We start from the raw sequence: 12,790 nt of genomic DNA, 5'->3' as shown, positions 1-12,790 counted from the left end.
TGCAAAGCAGAGTGTGTAAGTGTTATTCGAGATGTTGTATTTATGGAATAAGTTTTTAAGGTTTCAGGCCGTCTAAAACCTGATTTTGTGATTTAATTCACTTAAGATGAATTTTATCATAACATGATTTTACATTAAACCCCTGTTTTTTCTTATCATAACCATACAATTATTTTAGACAGGTTGTTTATAGGCCGAAAGAATGATATTTTTATAAGATTATCGGATTAGTCTTCCTGCGTGCTTTATGCGTTTATTCTCCGGATCTTCAGACGGCCTGAGCCTGTCCTCGCGTTTAAAACTGCTGACTGTGTTATGGGTCGGCTCGGCTTTTTTGTCGATTGCCTTTACCCTGCTGCTTTCTTGGCGTTTGGAAAGCGCGGCCAAAACGATTGAAGATGCGGGCAGCTTGAAAATGCAGGTGTATCGCTTGGCTTATATGGCAAGCGTCCGTACGCCCAATGCTCAAATTGACAACCAAATCAAAGAATTTGAACGTACGCTGGCCAATGTAACGCAAAGCGATGCCATTCATCCGCTGATTCCGTCACAAATGCCGCTGGCTTACGATTTGATCCAATCGATGCTGTTAATTGATTGGGAATCCAACATCAAGCCTTCTTTGCAACATTACGAGCGGCCGACCCAAATCGGCCTATACCGTTTTGCCGGCAATATCGAGCTGTTTTTACAAGCAATGGAAAACGCCAACGAGCAAAATACTTTGTGGCTGCGCCGTTTTCAAATGGCGATGATGCTGATGATTTTAGTGGCCGCCGGCTTGATGATTGTTTGGCATTATTCGTGGATCATCCGGCCGCTGGAAAAATTGCGCGACGGGGTGGAAACCATCAGCGAAGGTCGTTTCGGGGTGCAAATCGATACAGACCAAATTCGTGAATTCGCCCAAGTCAGCAAGGGCTTCAACCAAATGAGCCGCCGTCTGAAAACGCTTTATACGGATTTAGAAGGACAGGTTGCCCAACAAACCCAAGACTTGGCCCGGCAAAACCGTGACTTGACCCTGCTCTACCAGACTACGCGCAACCTGCACCAAACCTTTACGCCGCAACAGGCCGCAGAAGAATTTTTGGCTCAGATTCTGCCGGCGTTTTCCGCTTTGGGCGGTACGGTATATCTTTCCGATGAAGAACGCAAACGCTCTGACTTGGCGGCAAGTGTCGGTGAAACCGAAGAGGGAAATCGTGTAGAATTCCCAATCGTTTACCAAGACGAACAGCTCGGTGTATTGGCCCTGTATTTTTCAGATGGCCATATGCCTGATGAGCAAGACGAAAAATTGTTGCAGACTTTAAGCGGGCAGCTGGGGATTTCCATCGCCAACAACCGCATGGAACAAGAACGCCGTCTGCTTGCTGTCTTGCAGGAACGCAACTTGATTGCACAAGGTTTGCATGACAGCATTGCACAAGCCCTGACCTTTTTGAATTTGCAGGTGCAAATGTTGGAAAGCGCGTTTGCTTCAAACCAACGCGATCAGGCTGAAGAAAATATCAGCTTCATTAAAGACGGCGTGCAGGAATGCTATGAAGACGTCCGCGAGCTTCTGATGAATTTCCGCACCAAAATCAGTAATAAAGATTTTCCTGAAGCGGTAGAATCGCTGCTGGCACGTTTTGAACGACAAACTGGTATTCCAGTTGATTTAAAATGGCAGGACGACGGGCAGGCATTAAATTATGATGAGCATTTGCAAATCATCTTCATCTTGCAGGAAAGCCTGTCCAATATCCGGAAACACGCGCGTGCGCAACATGTCAGCGTCGAAATTGCCAACCACGGCGATTTTGTCATGACGATTCGGGACGACGGCGCAGGCTTTAATAAAGAACACCTATCAAACCGGCCTTCAGGCGAACATGTCGGCTTGGGCATTATGCAGGAACGTGCCCAACGGATTAACGCAGAATTGGCCATTACATCGCAGATTGGGCAAGGTACGGCGGTTATGCTGACTTTGCCGCAACAAATGAGAACAGCATCATGACGATTAAAATTACCCTTATTGACGACCACACCCTATTTCGCAGCGGCATCAAAGCTCTGCTCTCCCGCCAGCCTGATTTTGAAGTCGTCGGCGAAGCTTCAGACGGCCTGGCCGGCGTAAAAATGGTCGAACAGCTCAAGCCTGACGTAGTTTTGCTGGACTTGGATATGCCGGTCATGAACGGCCGCGAAGCACTGGCTCAAATTCTGAGCATCAATCCGCAACTGACCGTCATCATGCTGACTGTTTCCGAAGACAGTGACGACTTGACCGAATGTATGCGTATGGGTGCAAAAGGCTTTTTGCTGAAAAACATCAACGCCGACTTCCTGTTGGAAAGCATCCGCAAAGCTGTCGATGGCGATAATGTCTTTTCTCCAGAAATGACCAGCCGCTTGGTGCAATCACTGATTTCTCCATCTCCTTCCCGCTCAGACCATCTGCTGGCGCAGCTGACCCCGCGCGAAATGGAAATCTTAGGCTACCTTGCCGCCGGACACAGCAATAAAATCATTGCCCGCCATTTGAACTTGGCAGAGTCAACCGTCAAAGTGCATGTGCAGAACCTGTTGCGCAAGCTGAATCTAAGCAGCCGCGTTCAAGCTGCGGTTTATGCGGTGCAACACAAAGTACCGCAACCGGAATTGTCTTAAAAAGGCCGTCTGAAACCTTCTTTTTAAAAGGTTTCAGGTAAAGCGTTTATTCGCTATAATCACGGCGATTTGTATGCAGGGTTGTCTGATTTTTCAGACGGCCTTTTTATTTGATTTCCCACTGATTTAAAACAACATGTCCGAAAACATTCCAGAAAATACACCTGAAAATACCGTTCCTGAAGAACACAAACGCAGCATCCGCAGTTTCGTCTTGCGCCAAGGCCATATGACTGCAGCCCAACAGCGCGCCATCGATACGATGTGGCCGCAATTTGGTGTGGACTTCCAAGAAGCTCCTTTGGATTTGAACCATGCTTTTGGACGGGACAATCCTAAAGTTTTGGAAATCGGTTTCGGTATGGGCGTCGCAACAGTGGAAATTGCCAAACGTCTGCCCGATACCGACTTTTTAGCGATTGATGTTCACGGCCCGGGCGTCGGCAATATTTTGAAGCTGATTGAGGAAGAACACATTTCCAATATCCGCGTGATGCGTCATGATGCAGTGGAAGTGGTGGAAAAGATGCTGAAAGACGGTTCTTTAGACGGCATTCATATTTTCTTCCCTGACCCTTGGCACAAAAAACGCCACAATAAACGCCGCTTGGTACAAGTGCCGTTTGTTGAAAAGCTGCTGCCCAAACTCAAAAGCGGCGGCTATGTCCATATGGCGACCGACTGGGAAGAATACGCCGTGCAAATGCTGGAGGTTTTGAGCAGTTTCGACTCTTTGCAAAACACGGCTGCCGATTACGCCCCTACGCCTGATTATCGTCCTGAAACCAAATTTGAAGCCCGAGGCAAACGATTGGGTCATAGCGTTTGGGACTTGGTGTTCCGTAAGAAATAAAGCCAAACATAAAACACAAGGCCGTCTGAAAAATTTCAGACGGCCTTCTATCTTACTGATTAAGCCAAGAAAAGTTTATAAGCCGGATTATCGGTTTCTTCTTTATAAACATAACCCAAGCTCTCCAAAAAGTCGGCAAAGGCTTCATTGTCACTTTCAGGTACATCGATACCGACCAAAATACGGCCGTAGTCTGCGCCATGATTGCGATAATGGAACAAAGTAATATTCCATTCGGCGCGCATATGGTTCAAGAAACGGGACAACGCACCCGGGCGCTCAGGAAATTCAAAGCTGACCAAACGTTCGTTGGCTACTTTTTCCGTACGGCCGCCGACCATGTAACGGATATGGATTTTGGCGATCTCATCATTGGTCAAATCGACATTGGGCAAGCCTGCTTTAGTCAGTTGTTCACTGATGACGGCCAAGTCTTGCGCACCGGCGGTTTGCAAGCCGACAAAAATATGCGCATTTTTATCGCTGCCGTAGCGATAGTTAAACTCAGTAATGTTCCGGCTTCCCAACAAATTGATAAACTTCAGGAAGCTGCCCTTTTCTTCGGGAATGGTAACGGCAAAAATACCTTCGTTGCCTTCGCCCAGCTCACTGCGTTCTGAAACATGGCGCAGGCGGTGGAAGTTCATATTGGCGCCACTGGTGACGGCAACCAAGTTTTGACCTTGAATATTGTTTTTCGCAACGTAAGCCTTCAAGCCGGCAAGCGCCAATGCGCCCGCAGGCTCGGTAATGCTGCGCGTATCGTCAAAAATATCTTTAATCGCGCCGCACAACATATCCGTATTGACCGTAATAATTTCGTCCAACAGCTCTTTACACAGGCGGAAGGTTTCCTCGCCCACCACTTTAACTGCCGTGCCGTCTGAAAACAGACCGACATCTTTTAAATGTACGATTTCCCCTGCTTCTACCGATTGCTTCATACAGCAAGAGTCATCGGTTTGCACGCCAATCACTTTAATCTCAGGGCAAACCTGTTTGATAAATGCCGCTACGCCTGCTGCCAAACCGCCGCCGCCAATCGGAACAAAAATCGCATTGATATTGCGGTGTTGACGGAGGATTTCCATGCCGATGGTTCCCTGACCGGCAATCACATCAGGATCATCAAACGGCGCGATATAAGTCAGTTTTTCCTTTTCTGCCAACTCCATCGCATAATCATAGGCATCATTATAAGATACGCCTTTCAATACCACTTCGCCGCCTCGGCTCTTTACTGCATCAATTTTGATTTTCGGCGTAGTTTCCGGCATCACGATGACGGCGCGGCAACCTAAATATTGCGCCGACAAAGCCACACCCTGCGCATGGTTGCCCGCGCTGGCAGCAATCACGCCGCAATCCAAGGCTTCTTTCGGCAGCTTCGCCATTTTGTTGTACGCACCGCGGATTTTGAACGAAAACACCGGCTGCAAATCTTCACGTTTGAGCAAAACCTGATTGTTCAGACGGCCTGACAAACTGCGTGCCAAATCCAAAGGCGTTTCTACGGCTACATCATAAACGGAAGCGGTCAAAATACGGGTTAGATAATCAGAAAGAGGAAGGGAATGGTTCATGGTATTTTTAGTGTTCGGAAATAAATTGCAATTCGGTCAAATCGACCAGAGGAAAAAGTTAAAACCATACCCCTGAGGCCGTCTGAAGGCAAGAAAAATCTTAGCAAAGCCTAAATGAGACGGTATAATGTCCGCTTAATATCTATTTAATATGTCAAACTGTTTACTCTGAAACAGTGTCCACTCATATTCAAATCTACAAATAATGATGAAAAAAACGCTACTTAGCTTAATTTTTGCTGCCCTCCTGAATACCCCTGCCCTTGCTGCTGACCCGGTTGCATCTGCACCTGCCGCACAAAGCGAGGCTCAAACGCAGCCGCTGCTGCACAGCATCAACAGCCCGACAACGCCGCCGGAAATCGCGGCGACCGCCTACATCGTTACCGACCTGCACAGCAAGCAAACCTTGGCATCCAACAATGCCGACGCGCCTATCGAACCTGCCGCGTTGACGCAAATGATGACCGCCTACCTTGCCTTTAAAGCATTAGAAAACGGTACACTTGAAGCAAGCCAAATGCTGACCGTTTCCAATGCTGCATGGAAAGTCGAAGGTTCGCGTATGTTCCTCGACCCCAAAGTGCCTGTCAGCGTCAGCTCCTTGATTAAGGGTACAACCATCCAATCGGCCAACGATGCCGCCATTACCCTTGCAGAAGCCATCGGCAACGGCTCCATCGACGAATTCGTCAAACAAATGAATGAAGAAGCCAAACGCTTGGGCATGAAGCACACCCACTTCAACAACCCGACCGGTATTTCTTCTAACGGCCATGTTTCAACCGTTGGCGACTTAGCCATTTTGGCAGCCGCGCTGATCAACGACTATCCGAAATATTATCCTTTATTTGCAAATAAATCTTTCAAATACAATAATATCGAGCAGCCCAACCGCAATCTCCTGCTCTATCGCGACAGCAGTATCGACGGTTTGAAAACCGGCTATTCTGAAGGTGCAGGCTATCACCTTGCCGCTTCCAGCAAACGCAACAACCGCCGTATTGTTTCCATCCTTGCCGGTGCCGAATCTACCGAAGCGCGCGCAAGCGAAAGCAGCAAACTGCTCAACTGGTCATTGCAGGCATTTGATACGCCTAAACTTTACAACGGCGGAGAAGTGATTTCCCAAGTCAAAGTTTACAAAGGCAGCACCAAAGCCGTAGATATCGGTTTCTTGGACGATGTTTACATTACCATTCCCCACGATACCGGCAAAAACGTCAAACCAATCTTAGAAACGCTTCAGCCCGTCCTCGCCCCAATTGAAAAAGGCCAAGTATTGGGCAAACTGAAAGTCATGAAAGACGGCAAAGTCATTGCCGAAAAAGACGTCGTCGCCCTGACCGGCGTGGAAGAAGGCAGCTGGTTGCGCCGTATGTGGGACGCGATTGTGTTGTGGTTTAAAGGTTTATTCAGTTAAATCCTTCTAAACGATTACCCATAACAAGATAAGCCACAAAAAGGCCGTCTGAAACCTGTTTGCCAGATTTCAGACGGCCTTTTTTATTCAATCTAACACACAATCAATTAGATGATTCCAGCGTTGGCGGTAGATGCTGTGTCATCGTGAACATCAGCCGTATCGGCAGACGAGTAGCTCATGCGCTCAGTATGCGTATTGACGTCTGACAAATTACTGATATTGCCATTACCTGACAACCTACCCATCAACTCTTGCAGGCTCAATGTGCCTTCATCGAAACGGAAGGTATCAATCACGGCATTGTTAGTGTTACCGGAAACGAATTGGTCATTGATGGTAATGCTGTTCCCTTCTGATCCCTTAATGGTAATTTTCCAATCGATATTGCCTCGAATATCAGTGATGGCATCAATATGTAGGTCATTAACAGAGATATTTTGGCCGAATTGCAACGCATTATGTTCGCCCACATTATCGACAATCGTATCCTTACCTTCTCCAAGACTGAAAACATAAGTATCGGCACCCTTGCCGCCTACCAAGTAATCGGTTCCTTGTCCGCCGAACAAAACGTCGTTACCATCGCCGCCATTCAAACGGTCATTGCCACTTTCGCCCCATAAAGTATCGTTGCCATTGCCTCCATGTACAGAGTCGTTACCAAGACCGCCATTAAGACAGTCGTCTCCATCATAGCCGAAAATGATGTCATCACCTGAATCACCGTTAATCGTATCATTGCCCAAACTGCCTCTGATACGGTCATTGCCATCGCCGCCGCTGACAAGAGCATGGCTGCTGTCTGTAATTGTGATGATATTATCAGCACCTAAATAATTCGCAGCTTGGGTAAGACTGTGATCATCTATTTCCGCTACATTTTTTGCAGAAGTATTTTCTGCTACCGAAAGGCTATGATTATTTTCGATGGTTAATGTAGTCTCGTTTACAGGCTCCGGAATATTGCCTTCTTTAGGATTACGGGTTTTAGTAATCTCTTGGTCGGAAAGATTATTCACAATAGTGTTATTTTCAATTTTGATATTGTTGAGTTCTCCCAAAATAACTTTTTCTGGAGTAGCATAATCCCTGCCTTCTTCCAAATCGATAGAACCTTTAACACGACCATATGTGTCCGTATTAGTCCCATTGTTTACCAGCAAGTTATCATGAAAGGAAATACCCGTATCATTGAAATCAAAATTATGGCTGTTTTTGAATACAGTGTTTAAGCGTACACCACCCCAATTGGCATTATCTTTGATAAGATTATTGGCTACTTCATGACCTTTGCCGCCAAAGATACCAATACCTGCCGCACGCCAGCCTAATTCAACGGTATTGTTTAAAAAGTGGTTATTTTCAGCAACATGGGCATTGGTATTCTCATGATGACTTGACCATGTTGCTAAGCCATCATCACCATTACCGCGGATATTGGAATTGATAACAGTGGAATTGCTGGTACCTTGTGCAAAGTTAACGCCGTCTGCAAAGTTATTACGAATAGTGGCATTGGAGATAGTCAAACCATCAGTGTAATTTAAAGGTTTGTTTTTAGAATAATCCCCAATCCATACACCTACTTCAAAATGTTCAATTTTGATATCGTGAATAGAAGAGCCAGTACCTAAAGTACCGGATATCCCTTTATAATTGGCTTTCTCATCATGTCTTGAATTTAGATTTGAATCCATAGAGAGATTGCCCAAATCTATATCTTTACTACCGGGTTCAAAAGTAATACCACCGCCACCGCTCGCATAACCCTTATCATCGTATTTAGCAGCTTCTGTATTCAAAAAATGTAACTTAGTGTGCCATTGCCCTGCACCGGTAATCTTAATGCCATCAGGAACATAAAGAGAAATCGGTCGTGAAAAATCAAATTGACCTTCAGGAATGTAAACAGATTTTTTAGATGCTTTTGCAGATTCAATCGCAGCCATAAATGCTTGGTAATCATCCGAGCCGTCATTGGCGACTGCGCCGAAATCAGTAATGCTGACACTGTTTTCAGGCTGTCTAATGGCGTCCGGTGCCTTTTCCAAGTCAACCAAGTCAATGCCTACAGGCGTGCTGTCGAGATTAGTGATGGTAACTGTATCTCCTTTATTGATATGGGCATCTTTAAATAATTGGCTGACTTCGTCAAATTGGAAGCGGGCAAGCCTATCTGCCGCGGGCGTATCATGAACTTTAATATCGTCATTCGGATGATATGTATAGTTATCCAAATATTGCCAGTTAGATTTGGAAGATAAATCCAAAGTACCGATCACTGTATTATTGACTTTGACTTTTACTTTACCGCTTTCACCGTCAGGAACGGTATAACGGATGGTTACGGCATTGGCATCTGCTTGTGCAATAAATGACACAGATGCATTAGTCGGCAAATCAACATATGCCTGACCGCTTGCTTCACGGGCAGTTGCGCGTTCTGCTTCTGAAGAAGAGGCATTTTTAACAACGCCGTTTTTCAGTTCACTTTGTTCTGCCTCATAAGTCGTATAGCCAAGTTTTGCACCATATTGAGAGGCATCGGGCACTGCTGTTTTAATGTTTACCATTTAATATATTCCTTCAAAAATGTCGTAATATTGAATTATTCTTTTTCAAAAAGCTTTTATTAGTCATAATTTTGGCATAAAAGTTCAATATACTATTGTTTAATTTTGAAAAGAAAATGCCGTCTGAAAATATAGAAATTTTCAGACGGCATCTCAATGCCTTATTAGATCGTTAGTAAAGATTTAAGCTAAACCTTTTTTCTCCAGATAGCTTTCGTAATCGCCCAAGTAGTGTTCATATCCGCCTTTGCCATCCAATTCGATGATTTGGGTAGCCAATGAAGATACGAACTGACGGTCATGCGAGACGAAAATCAGCGTGCCGTTGTATTTTTCCAGCGCCATGTTTAAGGATTCAATGCTTTCCATGTCCATGTGGTTGGTCGGTTCGTCCATGACCAAAACATTGGGTTTCAAAAGCAACAGTTTGCCGTAAAGCATACGGCCTTTTTCACCACCGGAGAGAACCTTCACTTTTTTCACGACATCGTTGCTGCCGAAGAGCAAGCGGCCTAAAGTGCCGCGGATGACTTGTTCGTCATCGCCTTCCTGGCCCCATTGACGCATCCATTCGCTCAGGTCCATGTCGACGTCGAAGTCGTTTTCATGGTCTTGCGGATAGTAGCCGACACTGGCTTTTTCTGCCCATTTGATGGTGCCTTCGTCCGGCAACAGGCCGTCTGAATATTCGGAGTTGTATGCGCCTGCCAAGAGTTTCAGCAAAGTGGATTTACCTGCGCCGTTCGGGCCAATGATGGCAAGGCGTTGGCCTGCTTCAAGGATGAAGTTCAGGTTTTTAAACAACTGGGTTTCAAAACGTTTGGCCAGTTTTTCAACTTCCACTGCCTGACGGTGCAACTTGGCTTTTTCGTCGGCTTCAAAACGAATATACGGGTTTTGACGGGTAGAAGGTTTGACTTCGACCATCTCCGATTTGATTTTGTCTGCCTGTTTCAGACGGCTGGTTGCCTGACGGGCTTTGGACTTGTTGGCGGAGAAGCGGGCGACGAACTCTTGCAGCTCTTGCAGTTTCTCTTTGGCTTTGGCGTTGTCTTTCAGGGCGCGCTCACGCGATTGGGCGGAAGCGAGCATATAGTCGTCGTAATTGCCCGGATAGATGGTGATGGTGTTGTAGTCCAAGTCCGCCATGTGTGTGCAGACTTCGTTCAAAAAGTGACGGTCGTGCGAGATGATAATCATGGTGGAGTCGTATTGGTTCAACACGCCTTCCAACCAGCGGATGGTATTAATGTCCAAGTTATTGGTCGGTTCGTCCAAGAGCAATACATCTGGTTTGGAGAACAGGGCTTGCGCCAGCAATACGCGCAGTTTGAAGCCCGGGGCAACTTCTGCCATGGTCGCATTGTGCAAATCTTCGGAAATGCCCACGCCGCTCAACAATTCGGCAGCGCGCGCTTCAGCGGTGTAGCCATCGTATTCGGCGAACTTGGCTTCCAGTTCGGCGGCTTTCATGTAGTCGTCTTCGGTAGCTTCGGGGTTGGCGTAAATCGCATCACGCTCGGTCATCGCCGCCCACATTTCGGTATGGCCCATCATCACTACGTCCAGCACGCGCATGTCTTCGTAGGCAAACTGGTCTTGGCGCAATTTACCCAAACGCACGCCGTTTTCAATTGCTACTTCGCCGGCAGTCTGTTCCAAATCGCCGCCGAGGATTTTCATGAAGGTGGACTTGCCTGAGCCGTTGGCGCCGATCAAGCCGTAACGGTTGCCTTCGCCAAATTTGACGGATACGTTTTCAAACAGCGGCTTTGCGCCGAACTGCATGGTGATGCCGTTGGTAGAAATCATTATTCGTAAAACCTTTATAAATAGAATGTTATAATCGGACGCGATTGTAGCATATTTTTGCAAAGACCTCAGGATTGAGGCCATGGCAAATGCGCCCAATTTCGATGCAAGATGAAAACATGCAACGCTTCACGCAAAAATGCGTTGCAGTCAGCATTTCAGGCCGTCTGAAACGGAGAAACGATATGGAAACGCACAAAATCTATTACGCCGTGATTATTTTGGTATGCGCCGCCTCCATGCTGCTCAGCCCGTTTTTCTATATCCGCCGCACGCGCTCGGGCGCCGAATTGCGGCGCGCGCCCAGACAGTGGAAACCCATCCTCTTCGCCAACATCATCATGATTGCGGCTTTGTTTGTTTGGTGGAAATGGTTTTAAGGAAAAATAAAAATGAACAAACTTTGGATCAGCACATTACTGCTCACTTTGACAACTGCGGTTTCCGCCGCGCCTATTTTTGAATGTACCGATTCTGCAGGCCGCAAAATCTATACCCAAGCCGGCGGCAAAAACTGCAAAGCCAGCAATATCGGCAAACCGTCCGTATATACTTCTGCGCCTGTTTCAACACCGGCAACGCCGATGTCCCCAAGCAAAGCCGAACAAGCAGAAGAAGCTGTTGCCCCGGTCAATCCTGCTGATGTCGGCGCAGCCAAGCGTGCTTTAGATACCGCCAAGAAAAATTTGGAAGAAGGCAAAAAAGAGCGTTATGGCAACGAACGCAACTATGCCCGCTATCTCGAACGGATAAACGGTTTGGAAAAAGCTGTCCGCTCGGCTCAGGAAAACTATGACGCGGCGCAACGCCAGCCTGCATATCAAGATCCTGTTGCCTATTGATATTTACCACACCAGCAAGGCCGTCTGAAATTTGGTTTTCAGACGGCCTTTTCATCTTTTCAATATAACAAAATCGTCTTTATACCAAACAAAGCATTCTTTCCAGTTTTCAGACGGCCTTGTTAAAGTAAGCATGTATTAAATTCTGACGGTTGCCATTATGTTGTTACTCAAAACGCCTTCTGTATTGCCGGGTTTCAAACTCAGCCTGGGTTTGACAGTTTTATGCCTGTCGCTTTTGGTGGTTTTGCCGTTTGCGATGATGGCGGCCAAAGCAGCGGAAATCGGCTGGAGCGGATTTTGGAACACGATTACCGAACCCAATGTCTTGGCGGCCGTCTGGCTGAGTTTGCGGATGTCGTTTTATGCGATGTTGACCAATATCGTGTTCGGCACGCTGGTTGCCTGGGTATTGGTGCGCTATGAATTTCCAGGCAAAGGATTAGTAAACGCTTTGGTCGATTTGCCGTTTGCACTACCGACGGCGGTAACAGGCATTGCGTTGGCAACCCTATACGCCCCCAATGGCTGGATAGGCCGTTTTTTCGAGCCTTTGGGCATCAAAATCGCCTTTACGCCCATCGGCATTTGGATTGCGCTGATTGTCGTCAGCCTGCCCTTTATCGTCCGCGCCGTGCAGCCGGTATTGGAAGAATTGTCGGGCGAGTATGAAGAAGCGGCGGCGACTTTAGGCGCAAGCCGTTGGACTACGTTCCGCCGCGTCCTCTTGCCTGAAATCACGCCGGCCCTGTTGACCGGCGCAGGCATGATGTTTGCCCGCTCTACCGGCGAATACGGATCGGTCATTTTTATCGCGGGCAATATTCCAATGGTGTCTGAAATTCTGCCCTTGATTATTACCGGCAAACTGGAGCAATACGATGCTCAGGGCGCGTCAGCCGTTGCTCTGTTTATGCTGATGATTTCGTTTGTCATCCTGCTGATTTTAAACATTATGCAATGGACTTTGAGCCGCCGCGCCGGAGCGAGGGTTTAACAAACAACAGGCCGTCTGAAACATCAAGCAACATTTTTCAGAC

At 46.9% G+C, this 12,790-nt stretch carries 10 protein-coding genes; 7 read left to right on the top strand and 3 right to left on the bottom strand.

The annotated features are described in order from the left end of the window. Positions 1-247 precede the first annotated feature (247 nt). The 3 genes from ACTHTY_RS03275 (at position 248) to trmB (ending at position 3,514) form a co-directional block, all read left to right on the top strand. The gene (locus tag ACTHTY_RS03275; protein ID WP_440366452.1) at positions 248-2,008 is read left to right on the top strand and encodes a histidine kinase; all 1,761 of its coding nucleotides are present in this window, start codon (positions 248-250) and stop codon (positions 2,006-2,008) included. Then, the gene (locus ACTHTY_RS03270; RefSeq protein WP_003746785.1) at positions 2,005-2,661 is read left to right on the top strand and encodes a response regulator; all 657 of its coding nucleotides are present in this window, start codon (positions 2,005-2,007) and stop codon (positions 2,659-2,661) included. Before ACTHTY_RS03275 ends, ACTHTY_RS03270 begins: the two co-directional genes overlap by 4 nt. Positions 2,662-2,797: 136 nt before the next feature. Further along, positions 2,798-3,514: a tRNA (guanosine(46)-N7)-methyltransferase TrmB gene (trmB, locus tag ACTHTY_RS03265; RefSeq protein WP_440366451.1), complete on the top strand. Its 717-nt coding sequence runs from the start codon at positions 2,798-2,800 to the stop codon at positions 3,512-3,514. A 59-nt stretch (positions 3,515-3,573) separates the two neighbouring features. On the opposite strand, the gene ilvA is transcribed toward trmB, so the two are convergent. Beyond that, the gene (ilvA, locus tag ACTHTY_RS03260; RefSeq protein WP_440366450.1) at positions 3,574-5,097 is read right to left on the bottom strand and encodes a threonine ammonia-lyase, biosynthetic; all 1,524 of its coding nucleotides are present in this window, start codon (positions 5,095-5,097) and stop codon (positions 3,574-3,576) included. A gap of 205 nt (positions 5,098-5,302) precedes the next feature. Here ilvA and ACTHTY_RS03255 point away from each other — a divergent pair, with 205 nt between their 5' ends. Further along, the gene (locus ACTHTY_RS03255) at positions 5,303-6,520 is read left to right on the top strand and encodes a D-alanyl-D-alanine carboxypeptidase family protein (protein ID WP_440366449.1); all 1,218 of its coding nucleotides are present in this window, start codon (positions 5,303-5,305) and stop codon (positions 6,518-6,520) included. Positions 6,521-6,627: 107 nt separating this feature from the next. Here ACTHTY_RS03255 and ACTHTY_RS03250 read toward each other — a convergent pair whose 3' ends face one another. Together ACTHTY_RS03250 and ACTHTY_RS03245 are read right to left on the bottom strand one after the other, a co-directional pair. Further along, entirely contained in the window at positions 6,628-9,096 is a 2,469-nt protein-coding gene (locus ACTHTY_RS03250) for a type 1 secretion protein (protein ID WP_440366448.1), read from the bottom strand. A gap of 183 nt (positions 9,097-9,279) precedes the next feature. Further along, on the bottom strand, positions 9,280-10,908 hold the full coding sequence (locus ACTHTY_RS03245) for an ABC-F family ATPase (protein WP_440366447.1): 1,629 nt from the start codon (positions 10,906-10,908) through the stop codon (positions 9,280-9,282). A gap of 185 nt (positions 10,909-11,093) precedes the next feature. On the opposite strand from ACTHTY_RS03245, the gene ACTHTY_RS03240 reads away from it, so the two are divergent. From ACTHTY_RS03240 to cysT, 3 genes are all read left to right on the top strand, one after another. Then, the gene (locus ACTHTY_RS03240; protein WP_036491242.1) at positions 11,094-11,288 is read left to right on the top strand and encodes a hypothetical protein; all 195 of its coding nucleotides are present in this window, start codon (positions 11,094-11,096) and stop codon (positions 11,286-11,288) included. A gap of 12 nt (positions 11,289-11,300) precedes the next feature. Further along, positions 11,301-11,750 carry a DUF4124 domain-containing protein gene (locus ACTHTY_RS03235; RefSeq protein ID WP_440366446.1) on the top strand — a complete coding sequence of 150 codons (450 nt, stop codon included), beginning with the start codon at positions 11,301-11,303 and terminating at the stop codon, positions 11,748-11,750. 160 nt (positions 11,751-11,910) lie between these two features. After that, positions 11,911-12,747 carry a sulfate ABC transporter permease subunit CysT gene (gene cysT / locus ACTHTY_RS03230; RefSeq protein ID WP_063069002.1) on the top strand — a complete coding sequence of 279 codons (837 nt, stop codon included), beginning with the start codon at positions 11,911-11,913 and terminating at the stop codon, positions 12,745-12,747. Positions 12,748-12,790 lie beyond the last annotated feature (43 nt).

The sequence above is a fragment of the Neisseria sp. P0019.S002 genome, assembly GCF_051957155.1.
GTDB lineage: Bacteria > Pseudomonadota > Gammaproteobacteria > Burkholderiales > Neisseriaceae > Neisseria > Neisseria perflava.
The sequence above is the reverse complement of the archived record's forward strand: the minus strand, read 5'-3'. Positions and strand labels throughout refer to the sequence as shown.

Excerpts from the sequence above, each read along its gene's own strand:
- ACTHTY_RS03275 (WP_440366452.1), top strand. The coding sequence starts at position 248 with ATGCGTTTATTCTCCGGATCTTCAGACGGCCTGAGCCTGTCCTCGCGT.
- ACTHTY_RS03270 (WP_003746785.1), top strand. The coding sequence starts at position 2,005 with ATGACGATTAAAATTACCCTTATTGACGACCACACCCTATTTCGCAGC.
- trmB (WP_440366451.1), top strand. The coding sequence starts at position 2,798 with ATGTCCGAAAACATTCCAGAAAATACACCTGAAAATACCGTTCCTGAA.
- ilvA (WP_440366450.1), bottom strand. The coding sequence starts at position 5,097 with ATGAACCATTCCCTTCCTCTTTCTGATTATCTAACCCGTATTTTGACC.
- ACTHTY_RS03255 (WP_440366449.1), top strand. The coding sequence starts at position 5,303 with ATGATGAAAAAAACGCTACTTAGCTTAATTTTTGCTGCCCTCCTGAAT.
- ACTHTY_RS03250 (WP_440366448.1), bottom strand. The coding sequence starts at position 9,096 with ATGGTAAACATTAAAACAGCAGTGCCCGATGCCTCTCAATATGGTGCA.
- ACTHTY_RS03245 (WP_440366447.1), bottom strand. The coding sequence starts at position 10,908 with ATGATTTCTACCAACGGCATCACCATGCAGTTCGGCGCAAAGCCGCTG.
- ACTHTY_RS03240 (WP_036491242.1), top strand. The coding sequence starts at position 11,094 with ATGGAAACGCACAAAATCTATTACGCCGTGATTATTTTGGTATGCGCC.
- ACTHTY_RS03235 (WP_440366446.1), top strand. The coding sequence starts at position 11,301 with ATGAACAAACTTTGGATCAGCACATTACTGCTCACTTTGACAACTGCG.
- cysT (WP_063069002.1), top strand. The coding sequence starts at position 11,911 with ATGTTGTTACTCAAAACGCCTTCTGTATTGCCGGGTTTCAAACTCAGC.